This window comes from Serratia sp. BW106 (genome assembly GCF_002607755.1).
Classification (GTDB): Bacteria; Pseudomonadota; Gammaproteobacteria; order Enterobacterales; family Enterobacteriaceae; genus Serratia; species Serratia proteamaculans.
Genome location: NZ_MCGS01000059.1, coordinates 1 through 20,727, shown reverse-complemented (window position 1 = coordinate 20,727; position 20,727 = coordinate 1). Strand labels below are relative to the sequence as shown.

18 protein-coding genes, 3 tRNA genes and 1 other RNA gene are annotated in these 20,727 nt (G+C 54.4%); 11 read left to right on the top strand and 11 right to left on the bottom strand.

Annotated elements, in window-relative coordinates:
• Positions 1–203 precede the first annotated feature (203 nt).
• Positions 204–1,355 (top strand): cyclopropane fatty acyl phospholipid synthase, encoded by a 1,152-nt coding sequence (cfa, locus tag BEI65_RS25705; protein WP_099065641.1) that lies wholly within the window; start codon positions 204–206, stop codon positions 1,353–1,355.
• 81 nt (positions 1,356–1,436) lie between these two features.
• Here the strand turns inward: cfa and BEI65_RS25700 are convergent, their stop codons facing one another.
• Together BEI65_RS25700 and BEI65_RS25695 are read right to left on the bottom strand one after the other, a co-directional pair.
• A complete protein-coding gene (locus BEI65_RS25700) occupies positions 1,437–1,733 on the bottom strand; it encodes an I78 family peptidase inhibitor (protein WP_170925020.1) in 297 nt (98 codons plus the stop codon).
• A 29-nt stretch (positions 1,734–1,762) separates the two neighbouring features.
• Complete coding sequence (locus BEI65_RS25695; protein ID WP_099065640.1) at positions 1,763–2,413, bottom strand: riboflavin synthase subunit alpha; 651 nt, start codon at positions 2,411–2,413, stop codon at positions 1,763–1,765.
• Between the two features lie 242 nt (positions 2,414–2,655).
• Here BEI65_RS25695 and BEI65_RS25690 point away from each other — a divergent pair, with 242 nt between their 5' ends.
• The 7 genes from BEI65_RS25690 (at position 2,656) to BEI65_RS25660 (ending at position 7,306) form a co-directional block, all read left to right on the top strand.
• The gene (locus tag BEI65_RS25690; RefSeq protein ID WP_099065639.1) at positions 2,656–4,032 is read left to right on the top strand and encodes an MATE family efflux transporter; all 1,377 of its coding nucleotides are present in this window, start codon (positions 2,656–2,658) and stop codon (positions 4,030–4,032) included.
• Between the two features lie 193 nt (positions 4,033–4,225).
• A tRNA-Val gene (locus BEI65_RS25685) sits at positions 4,226–4,302 on the top strand.
• A gap of 21 nt (positions 4,303–4,323) precedes the next feature.
• A tRNA-Val gene (locus BEI65_RS25680) sits at positions 4,324–4,400 on the top strand.
• A 21-nt stretch (positions 4,401–4,421) separates the two neighbouring features.
• Positions 4,422–4,498, top strand: a tRNA-Val gene (locus BEI65_RS25675).
• Between the two features lie 141 nt (positions 4,499–4,639).
• Positions 4,640–4,945: a cupin gene (locus BEI65_RS25670; protein ID WP_099065638.1), complete on the top strand. Its 306-nt coding sequence runs from the start codon at positions 4,640–4,642 to the stop codon at positions 4,943–4,945.
• A gap of 403 nt (positions 4,946–5,348) precedes the next feature.
• Positions 5,349–6,761 carry a pyruvate kinase PykF gene (pykF, locus tag BEI65_RS25665; RefSeq protein WP_085116570.1) on the top strand — a complete coding sequence of 471 codons (1,413 nt, stop codon included), beginning with the start codon at positions 5,349–5,351 and terminating at the stop codon, positions 6,759–6,761.
• A 308-nt stretch (positions 6,762–7,069) separates the two neighbouring features.
• Complete coding sequence (locus BEI65_RS25660; RefSeq protein ID WP_005165631.1) at positions 7,070–7,306, top strand: major outer membrane lipoprotein; 237 nt, start codon at positions 7,070–7,072, stop codon at positions 7,304–7,306.
• 143 nt (positions 7,307–7,449) lie between these two features.
• Here the strand turns inward: BEI65_RS25660 and BEI65_RS25655 are convergent, their stop codons facing one another.
• From BEI65_RS25655 to sufA, 7 genes are all read right to left on the bottom strand, one after another.
• Entirely contained in the window at positions 7,450–8,463 is a 1,014-nt protein-coding gene (locus tag BEI65_RS25655) for a L,D-transpeptidase family protein (protein WP_099065637.1), read from the bottom strand.
• Between the two features lie 294 nt (positions 8,464–8,757).
• The gene (gene sufE, locus BEI65_RS25650; RefSeq protein WP_099065636.1) at positions 8,758–9,171 is read right to left on the bottom strand and encodes a cysteine desulfuration protein SufE; all 414 of its coding nucleotides are present in this window, start codon (positions 9,169–9,171) and stop codon (positions 8,758–8,760) included.
• 95 nt (positions 9,172–9,266) lie between these two features.
• Complete coding sequence (sufS, locus tag BEI65_RS25645; protein ID WP_099065635.1) at positions 9,267–10,487, bottom strand: cysteine desulfurase SufS; 1,221 nt, start codon at positions 10,485–10,487, stop codon at positions 9,267–9,269.
• The gene (gene sufD, locus BEI65_RS25640; protein WP_099065634.1) at positions 10,484–11,770 is read right to left on the bottom strand and encodes a Fe-S cluster assembly protein SufD; all 1,287 of its coding nucleotides are present in this window, start codon (positions 11,768–11,770) and stop codon (positions 10,484–10,486) included. Before sufD ends, sufS begins: the two co-directional genes overlap by 4 nt.
• Entirely contained in the window at positions 11,745–12,491 is a 747-nt protein-coding gene (gene sufC / locus BEI65_RS25635; RefSeq protein ID WP_099065633.1) for a Fe-S cluster assembly ATPase SufC, read from the bottom strand. Before sufC ends, sufD begins: the two co-directional genes overlap by 26 nt.
• A 42-nt stretch (positions 12,492–12,533) precedes the next feature.
• Positions 12,534–14,030, bottom strand: a complete 1,497-nt coding sequence (sufB, locus tag BEI65_RS25630; protein ID WP_085116564.1) for a Fe-S cluster assembly protein SufB — start codon at positions 14,028–14,030, stop codon at positions 12,534–12,536.
• Positions 14,031–14,044: 14 nt separating this feature from the next.
• Positions 14,045–14,416: a Fe-S cluster assembly scaffold SufA gene (gene sufA / locus BEI65_RS25625; protein ID WP_085116563.1), complete on the bottom strand. Its 372-nt coding sequence runs from the start codon at positions 14,414–14,416 to the stop codon at positions 14,045–14,047.
• 555 nt (positions 14,417–14,971) lie between these two features.
• Between sufA and BEI65_RS25620 the strand changes: the two genes are divergently transcribed.
• The gene (locus BEI65_RS25620; RefSeq protein WP_085116573.1) at positions 14,972–15,376 is read left to right on the top strand and encodes a hypothetical protein; all 405 of its coding nucleotides are present in this window, start codon (positions 14,972–14,974) and stop codon (positions 15,374–15,376) included.
• 54 nt (positions 15,377–15,430) lie between these two features.
• On the opposite strand, the gene menI is transcribed toward BEI65_RS25620, so the two are convergent.
• On the bottom strand, positions 15,431–15,847 hold the full coding sequence (gene menI / locus BEI65_RS25615; protein ID WP_085116562.1) for a 1,4-dihydroxy-2-naphthoyl-CoA hydrolase: 417 nt from the start codon (positions 15,845–15,847) through the stop codon (positions 15,431–15,433).
• Positions 15,844–18,900: an FAD-binding and (Fe-S)-binding domain-containing protein gene (locus BEI65_RS25610; protein ID WP_099065632.1), complete on the bottom strand. Its 3,057-nt coding sequence runs from the start codon at positions 18,898–18,900 to the stop codon at positions 15,844–15,846. Before BEI65_RS25610 ends, menI begins: the two co-directional genes overlap by 4 nt.
• A 252-nt stretch (positions 18,901–19,152) precedes the next feature.
• On the opposite strand from BEI65_RS25610, the gene ydiK reads away from it, so the two are divergent.
• Positions 19,153–20,253, top strand: coding sequence for an AI-2E family transporter YdiK (ydiK, locus tag BEI65_RS25605; RefSeq protein WP_099065631.1), 1,101 nt, complete (start codon positions 19,153–19,155; stop codon positions 20,251–20,253).
• 248 nt (positions 20,254–20,501) lie between these two features.
• Positions 20,502–20,612, top strand: an RNA gene (gene rprA / locus BEI65_RS25600) — antisense sRNA RprA.
• Positions 20,613–20,727 lie beyond the last annotated feature (115 nt).

The window sequence follows — 20,727 nt, the reverse complement described above, 5'->3', positions numbered from 1 at the left end:
GTGTACGCGTATGGCGTCACACTTTTTTAAGGATTGTCTTTCCCGCGTTTCTTGCGCAGGAACCTTCTTAAAATTTTCCTCTGTTCATAGTCGGATATCAGACGCCACGGGACTTTTTACCGTAGGTAAACGTATGCACCCGCAGAATTTGTCTAAGCTATTTTTTGGCGGGTCATAAGTCAGAAGAAGGTGATGGAGAAGCTATGAGTTCATCGTGTATAGAAGATCTGAGCATTCAGGATAACCAATGGTATCGCATCGCCCATGAAATGCTCAGCATGGCCGGTATTGAAGTTAACGGCACGCGCCCATTCGATATTCAGGTTAAAAATCCCGATTTTTTTAAACGCGTGCTGCAGGAAGGTTCCCTTGGCCTGGGCGAAAGCTATATGGACGGCTGGTGGGAATGTGAACGGCTGGATATATTCTTTCAACACGTAGTCCGTGCCGGTCTGGAAAAGAAACTCCCCCGCCATCTAAAAGATACCCTGCGTATTGCCGCCGCGCGACTCACCAATTTGCAATCGAAGAAACGCGCCTGGATAGTCGGTAAAGAACATTACGATCTGGGAAACGATCTGTTTACGCAGATGCTCGACCCTTATATGCAATATTCTTGCGCTTACTGGAAAGAAGCCACCACGCTGGAAGAAGCGCAAGAAGCCAAGCTGCGGATGATTTGTGACAAACTGCAGCTACAGCCGGGCATGAACTTGCTGGATATTGGCTGTGGCTGGGGCGGACTTTCCGCCTATGCGGCGAAAAATTACGGTGTTTCGGTAGTGGGCGTAACTATTTCTGCTGAACAGCAAAAACTGGCACAGGAAAACTGCGCCGGGCTGGACGTCGAAATCCGCTTGCAAGACTACCGCGATTTAGACCTGCAGTTTGACCGTATTGTTTCTGTCGGCATGTTCGAGCACGTTGGTCCGAAAAACTACCCCACCTACTTCAAAGTGGTGGAGCGTAATTTAAAACCGGACGGCCTGTTCCTGCTGCACACCATTGGCTCGAATCGGACAGATATGAATGTTGACCCGTGGATCAATAAATATATCTTCCCGAATGGCTGTCTGCCGTCGATCTCACATATTGCCCAGGCCAGTGAGGGGCGTTTTGTGATGGAAGATTGGCATAATATTGGCGCCGATTATGATCGCACCCTGATGGCCTGGTACGAACGCTTCAAACAGGCTTGGCCACAACTCGCCCAGCGTTATTCGGATCGTTTCGAACGCATGTTCAGCTATTATCTGAACGCCTGCGCCGGAGCGTTTCGCGCACGTGATATTCAGCTTTGGCAGGTGGTATTCAGCCCGAAAGGCGTTGATGGCGGTATTCGCGTCACGCGTTAATAATCACTCAGCATAATGAAAGAACCCCGGCTAGCTTGCACTAACCGGGGTTCTTTTTATGCATTGATCAGCGCGGGTATATTAGCCGCAATACACGCGGATGATTTTATCATCGCTATCGCCGAGGAAATTCAGCCGACGCAGATTGAAGTCCATCGTGACCGCAGAGTTATACGGAATCGCGCGCACTTGCGATTCAATCTGCACGCCTTCGAGCGCTGACATCGGTTTACCGACATAGCTCTGATATTGCGCCGCACCGCAGGTGTCATTCTCTGCATCTACCGCCGGGTTGGCAGTACCCTGTTCCGGCGAGCTGCTACAAGCACTCAGCGCCAACAGCGCCGTTAACATCAACGTTTTCCCATAAAACTTCACGCGATTGCTCCTCTGTAGTTTGTCGTTCGTCAGATCTTCTGCGCCAGCGCACTCGCTGCCGCCATTGCCGCTTCACGGCTCGCCAACACCCGCTCAACGGTGTCTACCACCGCCTGCGTTTGTGGATCGATCTCAATATTCACCTTATCACCCAGGCGTTTTTTGCCCAGAGTGGTGCGCTCCAACGTTTCCGGGATCAAATGCACGCAAAACCGGTTATTCACCACCTCACCGATGGTCAGACTAATACCATCGATGCCAATGAAGCCTTTGTGCAGAACGTATTTCATCAGTTCCGCGTCCGGCATGCGCAGCCACACCTGACGATTATTCTCAGAGGTATAAATCTTGGCAACCTCTGCGGTGCAGATAATATGGCCGGACATCAGGTGGCCGCCAATTTCATCATTAAACTTGGCCGCTCTTTCGATATTGACCACGTCCCCCAACGCCAGCTCACCGAGGTTGGTCAGGCGCAGCGTTTCTTTGATCAAATCAAAGCTGACGCGGTTGCCCTCAACCGCGGTGACGGTCAGGCAGCAGCCATTATGAGAGACCGATGCGCCAAGCTCGAGCCCAGGCAGCAGTTCAGTGGGCATGTCGATGACGTGAGTGCGGAAGTTGGATTTTTCATCAATGGCAACCAGCGGCGCGGTGCCCTGTACGATACCCGTGAACATGTAAGCCTCTTCTTTCTGAAAATGTTTAAAGCGCTTGAGGCAGTTTGCCCCAGTTGGCGAGGAAAACCAAACCTCGGGCGACAAAAAATCTGCGCCTGCGCATTTAATAACTATTTCATCACAGCATTTGCTTAACCACGCCGAGCGGGTACAATCTTTTTGACAAAATTCCGCTATTTTTAATTGTTGTCCTTTCGCGACGACCCATCCCTCCATCATAAATAAATAGAAAAGGTGTATGCGTGCAGAAGTACTTAATTGAAGCGCGTAGTTTATTGGCCCTCGCTATCCCGGTAATCATCGCGCAAATATCACAAACCGCAATGGGCGTGGTAGATACCATTATGGCCGGCGCCTACAGCGCCACGGATATGGCGGCGGTTGCCGTCGGTACCTCGATCTGGCTGCCGGCTATTCTGTTCGGCCACGGCCTGCTGCTAGCGCTAACGCCGGTGATCGCACAGCTTAATGGCGCAGGCCGACGCGATCGTATCGCTCATCAGGTTCGTCAGGGCTTTTGGCTGGCGGCCATCGTCTCACTGTTGGTGATTGTCGTGCTGTATAACAGCAAGTTCGTCATCGACATGATGCACAATATCGACCCGCAGTTGGCGGATAAAGCCGTGGGGTATTTGCATGCCATCATGTGGGGCGCACCGGGCTATCTGTTCTTCCAGGTGCTGCGTGGTCAGTGTGAAGGGCTATCGAAAACCAAACCGGGCATGGTAATTGGTTTTCTCGGCCTGCTGGTGAATATCCCGATTAACTATATCTTTATCTACGGCAAGTTCGGCATGCCGGAGCTGGGCGGCGTCGGTTGCGGCGTGGCAACCGGCAGCGTCTACTGGTTTATGTTCCTGGCGATGCGCTGGTATGTTAAACGCGCCCCGTCACAGCGCGATATTCTGCCGCATGAAGGCAGCAGCAAAGGCCCCGACTTGCCGGCAATGAAACGTCTGTTCGGCATTGGCCTGCCGGTGGCACTGGCGCTGTTCTTTGAAGTCACGCTGTTCGCCGTCGTCGCCCTGCTGGTTTCGCCGCTGGGCATTGTTTCCGTGGCCGGGCACCAGATTGCACTTAACTTCAGCGCACTGATGTTCGTCTTGCCATTGTCACTGGGCGTCAGCGCGACTATCCGCGTCGGCTATCGGTTGGGCGAAGGCTCGGTCGAAGGGGCGCGAATTGCCGCCTACGCAGCTATTGCCGTCGGCATCGCCATGGCCTGTTGCACTGCGCTGTTTACCGCCACCTTCCGGGAACAAATCGCCCTGCTGTATAACGACAGCCCGGCGGTGGTTGCCATGGCATCGCACCTGATGTTGTTGGCGGCCATTTACCAGATATCCGATTCTATTCAGGTGATCGGCAGCGGTATTCTGCGTGGCTATAAAGATACCCGCTCGATCTTCTTCATCACCTTTGTCGCTTATTGGATCCTGGGTCTGCCGAGCGGTTATCTGCTGGCGCTGACCGACGTCGTGGTACCGGCGATGGGGCCAAGCGGATTCTGGATTGGCTTTATCATTGGCCTGACTTTCGCCGCCATCATGATGGCCATGCGCATGCGTTGGCTGCAAAAACAGCCGGCGGCGCTGATCCTGCAGCGTTCTGCCCGCTAACTGTTGTTGTCGACCGGGAAGTTAACCCGGTCGACAACTTCATCACCCTTGTTTGCAGAAAAAACCACCGCACTGCACACAAGCGCAGCAATCGCGTGAAATACCGGATAAAATTACGTTTTTCTCCTTGCCAGCACGCGGGTAGCTCGTTAATATTCGTCCCCGCTGTCAGCCATGACAGACAGGAAAAGATGCGTCCGTAGCTCAGTTGGTTAGAGCACCACCTTGACATGGTGGGGGTCGGTGGTTCGAGTCCACTCGGACGCACCAAATTCCTAACAGCAGTACAGTGCGTCCGTAGCTCAGTTGGTTAGAGCACCACCTTGACATGGTGGGGGTCGGTGGTTCGAGTCCACTCGGACGCACCAAATTTCTAAAAGCAGTGCAGTGCGTCCGTAGCTCAGTTGGTTAGAGCACCACCTTGACATGGTGGGGGTCGGTGGTTCGAGTCCACTCGGACGCACCAAATCATTGTTTCCTCAGCACCACCCTATCGACTCACACTTTCTCTACCGTTAACTCGCCAGTCCGATCCCGTAGCTTTGCTCCTGTCACCGCAAGCCGTATCAGGTATCATCAAGGCGAATATCTTATCAGGACCGATCCCATGCTGACATTTACCGCAGAGACCCCGTTTGAGAAACTCGACAACGGCCTCATCCGCCGACAAGGCGTCATGAGCAACGGTGCCCGTGCCACGGAAGTGAAGTTTGACGCCGGTACCTTTGGCCAGTTGCAAAAGCGCGATTATGCTCTGCAAACGCAAGTGGTCTCCGGTGAGTTTGAATTCACCGTAGGTAACGACAGCCAGGTGGTGGTCGCCGGTGAAACCATCGCGATCCCCGCTAACACCGCCAGCGGCTGTTTCTGTCTGACGGCCGGTACGCTGTGGGAAATCGTCACCACAAACTGACCGCGCAATACACGCATTCGTAAAAAGGTTATTTGCGCAACAAACACCCGCTGTGGGTTTGCATTTGCGCCCTATTTGCTGCTGATTTGACAGAACCGAGGTTTTACACCGGTTTTTTATTTTGTTTCCCGCCGCTTAGCCTTTATAATGCGCAACGTCTTTCAGTTGAATGGTTTCAGCCCTTGATCTGCGAAAACGCAATAACAACACATTTTCATCTCATCACGTTGCGCAGCATCCCCGCATCCCGGCGCGGGCTGAATTTTTCCGCCCCATTTCGACTCTGGTCACCTATCCTTAACTGTGTTTTGCATCACCAGGCGCGACTCAAATCCCTTATCAGTGGCCTGACCGCTGGTTTTATTCGTTTTATTATCCATCACAACTTGTAGAAAAATCCGTCATGAAAAAGACCAAAATTGTTTGTACCATCGGTCCAAAAACCGAATCGGAAGAAATGCTGACCAACCTGCTGAATGCAGGCATGAACGTAATGCGCCTTAACTTCTCCCACGGCGATTACCAAGAGCACGGCAACCGCATCAAGAACATGCGCGCCGTGATGGCGAAAACCGGTCAGAACGCCGGTATCCTGCTGGATACCAAAGGCCCGGAAATCCGCACCATGAAACTGGAAGGCGGCAAAGACGCTGCGCTGGTTGCCGGCCAGACCTTCACTTTCACCACCGATCAGAGCGTTATCGGCAACAACGAACGTGTTGCAGTAACCTACGCCGGCTTTAGCGCTGATCTGAAAATCGGTAACACCGTATTGGTAGATGACGGCCTGATCGGCATGGAAGTCACCAACGTCACCGAAAACGAAGTGGTTTGTAAGGTGCTGAACAGCGGCGACCTGGGCGAAAACAAAGGCGTTAACCTGCCGGGTGTTTCCATCCAACTGCCTGCACTGGCTGAGAAAGACAAACGCGACCTGATTTTCGGCTGCGAACAGGGTGTGGACTTCGTTGCCGCTTCCTTCATCCGCAAGCGTTCTGACGTGCTGGAAATTCGTGAGCACCTGAAAGCCCACGGCGGCGCACAGATCCAAATCATCTCCAAAATCGAAAACCAGGAAGGTCTGAACAACTTCGACGAGATCCTCGAAGCTTCTGACGGCATCATGGTTGCTCGTGGCGATCTGGGCGTTGAAATCCCGGTAGAAGAAGTGATCTTCGCTCAGAAGATGATGATCGAAAAATGTAACCGTGCACGTAAAGTGGTGATCACCGCCACCCAAATGCTCGATTCCATGATCAAGAACCCGCGCCCTACTCGTGCAGAAGCCGGCGACGTGGCTAACGCCATTCTGGACGGTACCGACGCCGTCATGCTGTCTGGCGAGAGCGCCAAGGGCAAATACCCGCTGGAAGCCGTTACCATCATGGCGACCATCTGTGAGCGCACCGATCGCGTGATGCCAAGCCGTATCGACAGCCTGCATGACAACCGCAAGCTGCGCATCACCGAAGCCGTATGCCGCGGTGCGGTTGAAACCGCAGAGAAACTGGATGCGCCACTGATCGTGGTTGCCACCAGCGGCGGCAAGTCAGCCAAGTCTGTGCGTAAATATTTCCCTAACGCGGTGATCCTGGCGCTGACCACCAACGAAACTACCGCTCATCAGTTGATCCTGACCAAGGGCGTGATCCCACAGATGGTCAAGGAAATTGCCTCTACCGACGACTTCTATCGCATCGGAAAAGAAGCGGCACTGGCCAGTGGTTTGGCACAAAAAGGCGACGTTGTGGTGATGGTTTCTGGTGCTCTGGTACCAAGCGGCACAACCAATACTGCCTCGGTTCACGTGCTTTAATATAAAACGTGACATAATTATTTTGACAAAAACGCCGCTTAGCGGCGTTTTTTTTAACACTAGTAAACTGTTTTCTCAAAAACGCAACCGTGGATTGCTCATTATTTAGCTAATTACAAATCGGAGTTGTCCCATGGAATCCGGCTGTTTTCCCTACATTTTTTAACTATTTTTCAAAAGAAGATGCAAGTTTGAGCGAACGATCAAAATAAAGCACTCCAATCCAAAAAAATTATTCTCTTTCGAAAAAAGTTTGTGTAATACTTGTAACGCTACATGGAGATTAACTCAATCTAGAGGGTGTTATAATGAATCGTACTAAACTGGTACTGGGCGCGGTAATCCTGGCTTCCACTATGCTGGCAGGCTGTTCAAGCAATGCTAAAATCGATCAACTGTCTTCTGACGTTCAGACTCTGAACGCTAAAGTTGACCAGCTGAGCAACGACGTGAACGCAATCCGTTCTGACGTTCAAGCAGCTAAAGACGACGCAGCACGTGCTAACCAGCGCCTGGACAACCAAGCACACGCTTACAAAAAGTAAGTTTGCTTCGGTTAATGAAAACGGCGCACACTGTGCGCCGTTTTTTTTGTCTGCAAATCCCCCCTACTTCTCCCCCTTGCCACCAGGCGAAAAAAAAGGGCTCAGCACGCTGAACCCCTCAGAATTACCCATTACGACCGTTTTTAATTCACCGAGCTGATAGGTGCGCTCTTGAATAGGCCTTTATTCGCTTCCTGCGGGGCTACAGGCGTTAAACTGACTTCAGACGGGCTCTGCCCCAGGTTAACCAGCACCGGCATGCCAGAGCGGCGTACAACCGCACTGTCGAACACCGCCTTATCGGTCTGCGCATCACCCACAAAAGCTTTCTCGGCTTTCGACAAGGTGATCGGCATGGTCTGCGGATCGTCACTCTCCACTCTAGACAGTGGCTGATGCACCTCTACGTAGCGCTTACCGTCCGGCTCAACAGAGATTTTTACCGGATCGTTAATCACCTGCACGCGAGTCCCGCGCGGTACCATATTGAACAGTGCCTCGATATCCGTTGGACGCAGGCGGATACAGCCGGAACTGACGCGCATACCGATACCAAAGTTGGCGTTAGTACCGTGGATCAGATATTCACCGTGCCCCATGGCCAGACGCATGGCGAACAGGCCCATTGGGTTTTCAGGACCGGCCGGCACCACCCCTGGCAGTTTCACCCCTTTTTCCAGGTAGCGTTTACGGATATTGGCCGTTGGCGTCCAGGTCGGGTTCGGGATTTTTTGGCTGACGGAAGTGACCTGCAGCGGAGTGTGCATCCCGGTCTGGCCGATACCGATAGGATAAACGATCACCTTGTTCTCACCTTTCGGGTAATAGTACAGGCGCAGTTCAGCCAGGTTGACCACGATACCTTCACGCTTGGTGTCCGGCAGCAGCATTTGGGTCGGGATAGTTAATACCGAACCTGGCTTGGGCAGGAACGGGTCTGTGCCAGGGTTGGCCTCCAGCATGCCCAACAGACCGATTTGATAGTCGGCGGCAATGGCCTCCAGCGGACGCCCATCGTTTGGAACGGTATGGGTGGTATTCTCGCCAATCAGACGGCTGTCCGGCGGCGGCAGCGGATATTCGCTCGCACTGGCGGCTTGGGTGCCAGTCAGTACGGTGGCAAATAGCATGCCCATTAAACTCAACGCACGTTTCATTATCATCCCTATTATGCTTATTACGGTTCGGCCACAAGGCTAACGGGCACTTGGCGGCGGGTAAATCAGACAAGACCTGATTAATACTAGCAATGCTGACGTTAAAGGCAATAAGTCCTCTAAAAATCAACATGTTATAACGTAATTGCTTTATAGATTTGTCAATGCAACGTCAAGGGGTAAGCTGCTGATATGTCACTGATTTGCAGAGCGGATGGCGAGGCTTGCCGGGCTTTGTAAAGACTCATTGACACAGCCAATACCAGCACCGTATCAATGAGTCATACCACTATGTCAGAGCTTGGCAGCCTGACTGCGGATAGCGCGGATCATCGCCTCTAACCCTTGCGAACGCGAAGGCGTCAGGTGTTGGCTCAACGCCAATTCGGCAAAGAAGGGACGAACATCCAATTCGATAATCTGCTGTGGCGTCATTTGGTGATAAAGAATAAACACCACGGCCAGCAGTCCTTTGACGATCGCCGCATCGCTGTCGCCGTGAAACTCGACCTGCCCTTGCTCGTCCAGTCGCATCACAATCCACACCTGGCTCTGACAGCCGGAAATCAGATTGCCCGCCTGGCGTTCGCTATCGTCAAGCGCCGGCAGCTTGGCGCCCAGTTCGATGACATACAGATACTTATCTTCCCAGTTCAGGCAACGGGAGAAATTACGTACTAACTTTTCTTTGTCCGGCAAGTTCGCCATGAGGATCCTTTCAATCATTCAGGGGCCGGCATGCCGACCCCATATCACTGACTACAGGTATTTATTCACCCGGAGGGATTAACCCCCGGTCTTTCCTATCCCAGCAGTTTTTGGATGCGCTGCAACCCGGCCACCAGCCGGTCTACTTCATCGCGCGTGTTATATAACGCCAATGAAGCGCGGCACATGCTCGGCACATTATAGAACGCCATCAGCGGCATCGCGCAATGGTGGCCGGTGCGAATAGCAATGCCGTACTGATCCAGGAAACTGCCGACATCATAGGCGTGGTGCTCACCCAGGTTAAAGGCAATCACACCCGCGCGCTCCGCCGGGCCGTAGATTTTAAGCCGGGGCACCTGTTGCAACGCTTCCAGCGCGTAATGCATCAGCGATTGCTCGTAGTCACCAATTGCCTCCAGCCCCAGCGCATTCACATAGTCAATTGCCGCCCCCAGCCCCATCATACCGGCGGTGTTGGGCGAACCCGCCTCAAAGCGCCATGGCGGCGCGGCGTAGGTGGTGCCGTGAGTCAGGCTGACCTGTTGGATCATCGAGCCACCCCCTTCCCAGGGTGGCATTTGCTGCAACAGCGCCTGACGACCGTAAAGAATACCGATGCCGGAAGGCCCATACAGCTTATGACCGGAGAACACGTAGAAATCGCAATCCAGCGCCTGAACATCCACCCGCTGGTGCATCACCGCCTGAGCACCATCGATCAGCACTTTCAGACCGGCGGCCTTCGCCTGCGCCGTAATTTCCTGCACCGGGTTCACCGTGCCCAGCACGTTGGATACCTGGGTCAGGGCCAGCAGTTTGGTGGACGAGTCGATCAGCCCAGGCAACTGGGCCAAATCCAGGGTGCCTTTTGGCTGTAGCGGCCAGACGCGCAGGTTCAGCCCGCGTTCCTGCGCCAGCATCTGCCAGGGCACGATATTGGCATGGTGCTCCATCTCGGTGATGATAATGCTGTCACCGGGCTGCAGGAAATGGCGGCCAAAACTGTTGGCCACCAGGTTGATGCCTTCGGTGGTGCCCTTGACGAACACAATCTCTTCGGCCGAACCGGCATTGATAAACGCCGCTACCTTTTCACGCACCGCTTCCATTTCCTGCGTCGCTTCGGCGCTCAGGGTGTGGATGCCACGGTGCACCGCCGCGTAGCCATGACGGTAGAAATCCAGTTCGCGATCGATGACTGCCTGCGGTTTCTGAGCGCTGGCAGCGCTGTCGAGGTAAGCCAGCGGCTGGCCATTGACCTCACGCGCCAACAGCGGAAAGTCACTGCGTACCCGTTCAATCGGAAAACTCATGCTGCCTCCCCCGGCAGGCGCTGCGCAATGCGCGCCAGCACCGATTCGCGGATGGTCTCGTTGCCGATGCCCTCGGTCAGTTCAGCGGCGAAGGCAAAGATAATCATCTGCTGCGCCGCATGCTTGTCGATGCCACGCGATTGCAGATAAAACAGCTGCTCTTCATCGATACGCCCAACGGTCGCGCCGTGGCTGCACTTCACGTCATCGGCGTAGATTTCCAGTTGTGGCTTGGTATCCACTTCCGCCACCTTGCCCAACAGCAGGTTGTGGTTGGTCATCTGGCCATCGGTTTTAATCGCGTGTTTGGCCACCTTGATCATGCCGTTAAACACCGCTTTGGCGCGATCGCTAACCACCACTTTGTGCAGTTGGCGGCTCTCGCAGTAACCCTTGTTATGCTCCAGGTAAGTGCGGGTATCGCAGATTTCCTTGCCGACCGGCAGCACCAGGCTGTTGATCGTCAGGTTGGAGCCTTCACCGTTGAGCTGCGCGCTGGTGTTATGTCGCGTCAGCCCCGCACCAAGCAGGAAGCTGTCGCTCTTGACCCGCGCATCGCGGCCAATCACCAGATCGTTATGGGCGAAGTGGTAACTCGGCTGACTTTCAAACGCCAGTTTGCAGTGATGCAGTTGAGCATTGTCGCCCACGTTGGCGGTCAGGCGTGCCCCGGTGAAATGTGCGGCATCGTTCAGGCTGACATAATGTTCGATCACCTCAGCCTGGGCATTACGCGCAATTTCAAGGTGATGACGGTGATGAACGGTATTCACTTCACCTTCAGCACCGCGTCCACTGCTGATATGCAGCAGATACAACGGCCGCTGCGCAATCTTGCCGGCCGCAACGCGGATAAAGCTGGTTTCTTGCGCCAGACTCTCAGTCAGATGCAGGAAGATTTCGGCCTGGATCGGTTCCGGCAGCGCCTGTAGCGTCCCGTAAGGCGCCACGTCAAACTGGTAATCGCCCAGTTCGCTGTCACTCAACGCCGCGCAGAAGCGTCCGTCGATAAACACCAACCGGTAAGCGTCAATATCCAGCGCCAGTGCATCCCGCTGAGCGGCCGTGACCGGCTCCGGCTGCGGTTCCAGGAACTGTTGTTCCAGCAAGCCTTCCAACGGGGTGTATTTCCAGTTTTCATGCTTGCGGGTCGGCCAGCCCAGGCGTAAAGCCTGTTGCCAGTGAGCCAGCGCATGGGCGGAATGCTCACCGCCGCGGGCTTCAAACAGGCTGTAAAGCTGCTGCAGCGCGCGTGAATTATTGTTCGTCGGTAAGCCAGCCATAGCCCTGCTCCTCCAACTGTTTCACCAGGGAGAAATCACCGGATTTAACGATGCGGCCCTGGGAAAGAACATGGACGTAATCCGGTTTGATGTAATCCAGGATACGCTGGTAGTGCGTGACGATAATGAACGAGCGCTTGCCGTCCCGCAGTGAGTTAACCCCATTGGCGACGATCTTCAGCGCATCGATATCCAGACCGGAGTCGGTTTCATCCAGAATGCACAGGTCCGGCTCCAGTGCGGCCATCTGCAGGATGTCATTGCGCTTTTTTTCACCGCCGGAGAAGCCAACGTTAACCGAACGGGTCAGCAGATCGGGCGGCATGTTCAGCAGTTCAATTTTCTCTTCGATAAAATCAGCGAAATCGAAGCGATCAAGCGGTTCTTGCTCACGGTATTTACGTACCGCGTTGACCGAGGTCTGCAGGAAGAAATGGTTGCTGACGCCGGGGATCTCCACCGGATACTGGAACGCCAGGAACACCCCTTCACCGGCACGATCTTCCGGGGCCAGTTCGAGCAGGTCCTTGCCTTTGAAGGTGACTTCGCCCGCGGTCACTTCGTACTCTTCGCGCCCGGCCAGGGTGGCTGAAAGCGTGCTCTTGCCCGAGCCGTTCGGCCCCATGATGGCATGCACTTCACCCGGTTTGATTTCCAGATCCAGGCCCTTGAGGATCTCGTTGCCTTCCGCGCTGACTTTTAAATTCTTGATACTTAACATGCAGTGTCCTTAGGTCGCGCTGTCGCGCTGTAAATCCGGCATTTAGCCCACGCTGTGTTCCAGGCTGATGGCCAATAACTTCTGTGCCTCAACGGCGAACTCCAGCGGCAGCTCTGAGAACACGTCCTTACAGAATCCGTTGACGATCATCGAAATGGCATTGTCTTCACTGATGCCGCGCTGCAGACAATAAAACAGCTGGTCATCACCAATTTTTGAGGTGGTAGCCTCGTGTTCCAGCTGCGCACTATTGTTACGCGCTTCAACATACGGGAAGGTGTGGGCGCCGCTATCCGGCCCAATCAGCATCGAGTCACACTGCGTAAAGTTACGCGCGTTTTCCGCCCCAGGCAGGATCTTCACCAGACCGCGGTAGGTATTCTCACTGTGCCCGGCAGAAATGCCTTTGGCGATGATGGTCGAACGGGTGTTCTTGCCGATGTGGATCATCTTGGTGCCGGTGTCCGCCTGCTGATGACCACTGGTCAGCGCCACCGAGAAGAACTCACCGATAGAGTTGTCGCCCTGCAGGATCACACTCGGGTATTTCCAGGTGATCGCCGAGCCGGTTTCCGACTGGGTCCAGGACATTTTCGAGCCCGCGCCTTCACACAGCGCACGCTTGGTAACAAAGTTGAGGATACCGCCCTTGCTGTCGCCGCCGGAGAACCAGTTCTGCACCGTCGAATATTTCACTTCGGCGTCTTTGTGCAGGATCACTTCCACCACCGCCGCATGCAGCTGATAGCTGTCGCGCACCGGGGCCGAGCAGCCTTCGATGTAGCTGACATAGCTGCCTTCATCGGCGATCAGAATAGTGCGCTCGAACTGGCCGGTTTTGGCGGCGTTGATGCGGAAATAGGTCGACAGCTCCATCGGACAGCGCACGCCCTTCGGCACGTAGACGAAGGTCCCGTCGGAGGCCACCGCCGCATTCAATGCAGCAAAGAAATTGTCGTTAGAAGGCACCACGCGGCCGAGGTATTTACGCACCAGGTCCGGGTATTCATGGATAGCTTCACCGAACGAGCAGAAAATCACCCCGCTCTCCGCCAGCTTTTCCCGGTAAGTGGTCGACACCGAGACCGAGTCAAAGATGGCGTCTACCGCCACTTCGCTGCCTTCACGCACCGGGACGCCGAGCTGGTTAAACGCCAGTTCAACCTCGCTGGTCAGGTAGTTGTTGTCCGTCGGTGCACCAGGTTGCTGTTCTGCGCCAGGCTGTGAGCCGCAGGCGTCATCGCAGCTGCCGCAGGACGGCGCCGAGTAATAGCTGTAATCCTGATAGTTCAGGCGGTCGTAGTTCGCTTTCAGCCAGTGCGGCTCTTCCATTTGCAGCCAGGCACGGTAGGCCTCGAGGCGGAACTCCAGCATCCACTCAGGTTCATTACGCTTGGCCGAGATAGCGCGCACCACGTCTTCGTTGATGCCCATCGCTAACTCATCGGTAGCCAACTGGGTAAAAAAACCTTCTTTGTAGCGACCTTCGCTGACCCAAGCCTGCACTTCATTAGGCATTTCTACATTGCTTCGTGTCATGTTGATTGCATCGCTCAAACGCCAAAACTCTCGCCGCACCCGCAGGCATGCTGAGCTTTAGGGTTATTAAATTTGAAGATCTGATTCAGCCCTTCACGGACAAAATCCACCGTGGTGCCATCGATAAACGGCATGGCTTTCAACGGCACATACAGCCTGGCGCCATCGCGCTCAAACAGCAGGTCGTCGTCGGCAGGCGCACGGGTGAGATCCAACACATAGGCAAACCCGGCGCAGCCTGATTGCTTCACCCCGAGTTGCAGCCCTTTCACCTGTGGATCCTGCTGCATTAATTTACTGATTTGTTGTACGGCATTGTCACTGAGCAAAATGCCTTGCCAGACATTTTCGTCCAGAGAAAAAGTGCCGACATTTTCCGTTTGCATATGGCCTACCTCACACTCGTGTTTTACCACAGCCAATCTGGGTTGCTACTATGTTAGTGATAACGATTATCACTTCAACCGTTTGTTTTACAGGGGTATCCGCGAAAAGCCCGGATTTTCACTTCGGCATGCGGCAAGCGCGCGGGACAGTCAGCGCGTCAGACGCTGCCGGTCGGAAATGGAATCATTTTATCCTTATGAATTTACTGCACATCCTGTATCACCATTACGCTTGCCCATTGGCTCGAACGCTTTACAGGGCCGGACTTTTTCTGTCGATTTAAACATTCATAGAAAATACCTATTTCTGCATTTTGTCTGTCTTAAAAATGCGTTTATCGACAATAAGGCGCATTTCACGCCATTCCGCTCACCCGACTGAGCCAACGGAAACGGCAACCTCTGATTAAAGTTTAGTCGTTACTGGCTATATTGGGTTGTCCCCGCCCCAATCCATCCCCTGCCGGCAATAAATATTTCAACAGAATGATTGATCACCAACGCGTCAATAAATATGATAATGATTATCATTCAATTCAAATTGAGCGCGGGCAAATGAATATCTCGATGAATGCGTGGCTGCTGGGCAAAATTGATGACTACAAATTCAGCGTGCGCGACGCCACGGTAGATTTCTACATGGCGGAAGCATCGCTTCGACGGCCGGAGTGCAACGTCAACCACCTGAAACGCTATAACAACGTCAGCCTGAATATGGCTAACCTGTGTCTGGAGAATGGCGATGATGAAAGCTACCTGCATGCGCTGAGCAAACTGCATAATCGGCTGATCGTGGAAATCAATAATCCACAGCGCTGCCAGCTGTTCCGGGTTCAGAGCTATCATTTTGCCCGCCATACCCTGACCTTGATTTGTCAGAAATATGCGATGGAAGGCACCTGGGAGAAGGCCAATGCCTTCCAGAAGGACTTCGTCAAGCGGGTGCCTTTTCAGCTGTAACCCAGTTGAACGACAAAAATACCCGCAGACAGGGCTGCCTGCGGGGTAAAACGCTTAATCGATGACGGCGGTAGTCAGGCGTGAGGTGCAGCACAGACGATCGCGTGAATCGAAGATTTCGATCTGCCAAACCTGATGACGGCGGCCAATATGCAGCGCACGACACACGCCGCGGACTTCGCCTTCAAATGCGGCTCGCAAATGGTTGGCGTTGATTTCCAACCCCACCACTTTCTGCTCGCCTTCACAGCACAGGTAACCGGCCATTGATCCCATCGACTCCGCCAGCACAACCGATGCCCCGCCGTGCAGCAGGCCAAACGGCTGCCGGGTGCGCTGGTCGACCGGCATGGTCGCCTCGAGGTAATCTTCTTCCAGCCGGGTAAAGCGGATCCCGACATGGCTGACCATGCAGCCTTCACCGGCCTGGTTTAATTGTTCCAGCGTTGTTTCTCTTTTCCACAGTTTCACTCAATCATCTCCAGAAGTGCCTGTAATGGGTGTCGTACACCGTTACCCTCAATGCGTTTGACCTGGCTGCGGCAGGAATAACCGGTTGCCAGGCAACGTTGCCGCGGCAAACGTTGCAGCGCCTGGTGCCATGATAGCTCATAAATGCCGAGCGAATTCTGCAGGTTCTTCACTTCATGGCCGTAAGTCCCCGCCATGCCGCAGCAACCGACGCTGACATTTTCCAGCCTGGCGCCAAAGCGTGCAAAGATCGACGTCCAATGTTGGCCGCTGGTCGGCAACGCCGTGGTCTCGGTACAGTGGCCAAACAGGTACCAGGCTTCACCGGTCGCCGGCTGTTCCGCACGCTCGGCCAGCAGTTGCTGCAACCATTCGTGTACCAACTGCACCTGGAAGTCGCCACGAGTTTCCCCGAGGATCTCGTTATATTCATCGCGGTAACACAGCACCAGGGCGGGATCGACCCCCACCAGCGGCATGCCGAGCTTGGCCACCCGGTTGAGAAAATCGGCGGTCTTGCGCGCAGTACGGGCAAAACGCGTCAGGAAGCCTTTGATATGCTGCGCCTTGCCGTTGGGTGAGAACGGCAGCAGCACCGGGCGGTAACCTAACTTTTCCACCAGCCGTACAAAGTCCGCCACCACTTTGGCATCGTAATAGCTGGTAAAGGGATCCTGCACGATCAACACATGCTGTTCACGCTGTTCCGAGCTCAACGCTTCCAGCTGTTCCAGCGTCATAGTTAACGCACCGTGGCCGGAAAGCTGTTGGCGCAACGTCGGGCTGGAGAGCATCGGCAAATCGACCATGCCGATACTGCTGCGGCTCAGTTCACGCACCCAGGGCTGGCGGAAGAAGAAGTTGAACACCTTCGGCGCTTTCGCCATCAGCGGGGTGTAACTCTCCACGCCGGCGACCATATAGTCACGCGCCGGTCGCAGATAGCGGGTGTGGTAAAGCTGCAGGAAACGTGAACGGAAGCCCGGCACGTCAATTTTAATCGGACACTGGGTGGAGCAGGCTTTACAGGCCAGGCAGCCGGACATCGCCTCTTTCACCTCGTGCGAAAAATCATATTCGCCTTTACCGGCATACCAGCTATTGCGGGTTTTCTCGATCAGGGTACGGAAGCTGAGGCGCTGCTGCGGCAATTGCTTTTCCAGCACCAGCGGATCGACGCCCTGCTCGGACAGCAGGCGCAGCCATTCACGCACCAGCGCCGCCCGGCCTTTTGGCGAGTGAATGCGGTTGCCGGTGATCTTCATCGACGGGCACATTGGGCTGCGCACATCAAAATTGAAGCACAAGCCGTTGCCGTTACATTCCATGGCTCCGCGGAACGAGGTGCGCACTTCGACCGGGATCCGACGATCGAGCGTACCGCGTTTGGCGGCGTCCACTTTCATCATCGGCGCATCGACGCCTAACGGCGGGCAGATTTTACCGGGGTTGAGCCGGTTGTTCGGATCGAACACCGCCTTGATGCGGCGCAGTTCCTGGTACAGTTGCTCACCGAAGAACTCCGGACTGTATTCAGCGCGGAACCCTTTGCCATGTTCCCCCCACAGCAAGCCGCCATACTTGGCGGTCAGCGCCACCACCTGGTCAGAAAGCTGCTTCATCAGCACTTCCTGTTGGGGATCGCACATATCGAGCGCCGGACGCACGTGCAAGACGCCGGCATCCACATGGCCAAACATGCCGTAGCTGAGGTTATGGCTGTCCAGAAGTTGGCGGAACTCGACAATGTAATCAGCCAGATGCTGCGGCGGCACGCAGGTATCTTCAGCAAACGGGATCGGTTTGGCACGCCCTTTGGCATTACCCAATAACCCGACCGCTTTTTTACGCATGTTATAAATTCTTTCGATGCCGACCAGATCGCCACAGATCTGATAGCCGATCACCCCGCCCTGTTGCCCGGAGATCAACTCATCCAGCCGCAGGCACAGACTCTCCATCTGTTGGTCGATCAGTTCCTTGTCATCGCCGGCAAACTCGACGATGTTCAGACCCAGCATCTCTTTATCCGGCACGTTGGTGATCAGTTCATTGACCGAATGCCAGACGATGTCTTCACGCGCCAGGTTCAATACCTTGGAGTCAATGGTCTCGACCGACAGTGCCTTGGCTTCCACCATAAAGGGAGCATTGCGCAGGGCGGAATCAAAGGAGTCGTATTTGACATTCACCAGTCGGCGCACTTTCGGCAGCGGCGTGATATCCAGCCGCGCTTCGGTGATAAACGCCAGCGTCCCTTCGGCGCCGGTCAAAATGCGCGTCAGATCGAAGGTTTGCATATCATCGCTGAACACATGGCGCAGATCGTAACCAGTCAGGAAGCGATTAAGCTTGGGGAATTTTTCCAGGATCAACCCGCGCTGATCGCGACAACTGTTGAGCACCTGGTTATAGATACGCCCTTCAACGGTCTCTTCGCAGGCAATCGTTTCCGCCAGCGGCGTCGGCATGGCGCGGGTGTCAATCATATCGCCGCCCAGCAGCACCGCCCGCAGGCCCAACACGTGATCCGAGGTTTTGCCGTACACCAGCGAACCCTGACCGGAGGCGTCGGTGTTGATCATACCGCCAAGCGTGGCGCGGTTACTGGTGGACAGTTCCGGCGAGAAGAAATAACCGAACGGCCGCAGATACTGGTTTAGCTGGTCCTTGATCACCCCGGCCTCAACCTTGACCCAGCCCTGCTCGACGTTGATTTCAAGAATGCGGTTCATGTGGCGCGACATATCCACCACGATACCGGTATTGAGCGACTGACCGTTGGTGCCGGTACCACCGCCGCGCGGGCTGAAGGTCAGCGCAGTGAAACGCTCTTCGGCTGCCAGGCGAGCTATCAGCGCCACATCAGCGGTGGAACGGGGAAACACTACCGCGTCAGGCAGCAACTGATAGATACTGTTGTCGGTGGCCATCGTCAGCCGGTCGGCGTAGCTGGTGGCGATATCACCGTTGAATCCGTTTTGCTTTAACGCTTCCAAAAAGTCGAGCACCCGTTGAACGAGGCCGGGTGCCTGAGAAATTTGTGGGATCATTCGATTTTTGACCCTGTCTGTCTAATTTTTATGCGCTGATGAACGCTGAATCAGGCCTTTATTCAGGCCCACCCTGTTTTTTATCAGGGATAAAAACTAACATACTCGTTTAGTGAAGGCATGCAGATTATTGCAATTGCCCTGCCGCAGTTTGGCCCGCAACAAAAGGTGTGCCGCCCTGTCGTTTTTCACCAACATGCACCATGATTAAACGGCCCCAAGGAGTTAACTTACCAGAATGAGAACCCATTCATGACAATCCCGAAATCCCGATATGATTTGCCACGGCTCATTTTTGGCGTGATGTTTATCGTCATTATGATCGTCGCCTGTTTTTGGGTCGTTCAACCTTTTATACTCGGCTTTGCCTGGGCCGGCATGGTGGTCATCGCCACCTGGCCGCTGCTGATTAAACTGCAAAGAATACTGTGGGGACGGCGTTCGCTGGCGGTGATCGTGATGACGTTGCTGCTGATCCTGCTGTTCATCCTGCCAATCTCTCTTCTGGTCAGCAGCGTAGTGGACAACAGCGCGCCAATCGTTGCCTGGGCCAGTACGCCTGGCAAACTGCATATTCCCGATCTGGCCTGGCTGCAATCGATCCCGATGATCGGCGACAAGATCTACACCAGCTATCATACGCTGGTGAACGCCGGCGGAACCGCACTGGTGGCGAAGGTACAGCCTTACTTCGGCCAGACCGCCACCTGGTTCGTAGCACAGGCCGCACATATTGGTCGCCTGCTGTTGCATTGCACGCTGATGCTGTTATTTAGCGTGTTGCTGTATGCACGCGGTGAGCAAGTGGCTCTGGGCATTCGTCACTTTGCCACCCGCCTGGGTGCCGAAAGAGGCGACGCGGCGGTGGTGCTCGGCGGTCAGGCGATCCGCGCCGTGGCGCTGGGTGTGGTAGTCACCGCGCTGGTGCAATCGGTACTGGGCGGTATTGGCCTGGCCGTAACCGGCATTCCCGCCGCCACCCTGCTGACGGTACTGATCTTTATCTGCTGCGTGGCGCAATTGGGGCCGTTACTGGTGCTGGTGCCGGCCATTATCTGGCTGTACTGGAGTGGCGATACCACCTGGGGCACCGTGTTGCTGGTCTGGAGCTGCGTGGTGGCCACGCTGGATAACGTGCTGCGGCCAGTGCTGATCCGCATGGGCGCCGATCTGCCGATGATCCTGATCCTGTCCGGCGTTATCGGTGGCCTGCTGGCCTTCGGCATGATTGGCTTGTTTATCGGCCCGGTGGTCCTGGCGGTGTCTTATCGTTTGCTCACCGCCTGGATGAACGAAGCCCCCGAGCCGACCACCGATCTGGAAGACGTCGCAAAAGAACTGGAACAGATGTAATCCCCCGTTCCTGTCCGGGCTGCCGGGCAGGAACCTCCTGCTCCATTTTGTTTTTTGAATTCTCCCGCCACGATTATCAAACTCGCCGCTGTGACGTCCCCTATGAACATTAATTAAACATACTGAGTAAATGCATCTTTTTAGAGACAGATAAAATTGAGTTCCCTTTAGAATAAATTCTAATACGGAACTTGATTAGGACGATTCTTAATGACTGGCGACGCTTAAATATTTAGTATTATTGCCATCTATTGCTTCAAATACCTGATTTAAAGCAAGATTTCCAAACAATGTAATGCCATACATGTGAATTGCTGTGTGTAGTCTTTGCCCGTCTTCTATGATGGGCTTTTTTTTATTCTTTTTTTGACCATTATTATTCCCAGCGCCAATTCTATTTACATTCAGAAATAATAAATATCCTCCGGCATAGCCGGAGGTTTTTCATATGCCCCTATAAGGCTCTGTTACCAG

Excerpts from the sequence above, each read along its gene's own strand:
- sufA (WP_085116563.1), bottom strand. The coding sequence starts at position 14,416 with ATGCAAACGGAAAATGTCGGCACTTTTTCTCTGGACGAAAATGTCTGG.
- ydiK (WP_099065631.1), top strand. The coding sequence starts at position 19,153 with ATGACAATCCCGAAATCCCGATATGATTTGCCACGGCTCATTTTTGGC.
- sufB (WP_085116564.1), bottom strand. The coding sequence starts at position 14,030 with ATGACACGAAGCAATGTAGAAATGCCTAATGAAGTGCAGGCTTGGGTC.
- BEI65_RS25620 (WP_085116573.1), top strand. The coding sequence starts at position 14,972 with ATGAATATCTCGATGAATGCGTGGCTGCTGGGCAAAATTGATGACTAC.
- sufE (WP_099065636.1), bottom strand. The coding sequence starts at position 9,171 with ATGGCGAACTTGCCGGACAAAGAAAAGTTAGTACGTAATTTCTCCCGT.
- pykF (WP_085116570.1), top strand. The coding sequence starts at position 5,349 with ATGAAAAAGACCAAAATTGTTTGTACCATCGGTCCAAAAACCGAATCG.
- BEI65_RS25655 (WP_099065637.1), bottom strand. The coding sequence starts at position 8,463 with ATGAAACGTGCGTTGAGTTTAATGGGCATGCTATTTGCCACCGTACTG.
- sufC (WP_099065633.1), bottom strand. The coding sequence starts at position 12,491 with ATGTTAAGTATCAAGAATTTAAAAGTCAGCGCGGAAGGCAACGAGATC.
- sufD (WP_099065634.1), bottom strand. The coding sequence starts at position 11,770 with ATGGCTGGCTTACCGACGAACAATAATTCACGCGCGCTGCAGCAGCTT.
- sufS (WP_099065635.1), bottom strand. The coding sequence starts at position 10,487 with ATGAGTTTTCCGATTGAACGGGTACGCAGTGACTTTCCGCTGTTGGCG.
- BEI65_RS25670 (WP_099065638.1), top strand. The coding sequence starts at position 4,640 with ATGCTGACATTTACCGCAGAGACCCCGTTTGAGAAACTCGACAACGGC.
- BEI65_RS25660 (WP_005165631.1), top strand. The coding sequence starts at position 7,070 with ATGAATCGTACTAAACTGGTACTGGGCGCGGTAATCCTGGCTTCCACT.
- BEI65_RS25610 (WP_099065632.1), bottom strand. The coding sequence starts at position 18,900 with ATGATCCCACAAATTTCTCAGGCACCCGGCCTCGTTCAACGGGTGCTC.
- BEI65_RS25695 (WP_099065640.1), bottom strand. The coding sequence starts at position 2,413 with ATGTTCACGGGTATCGTACAGGGCACCGCGCCGCTGGTTGCCATTGAT.
- cfa (WP_099065641.1), top strand. The coding sequence starts at position 204 with ATGAGTTCATCGTGTATAGAAGATCTGAGCATTCAGGATAACCAATGG.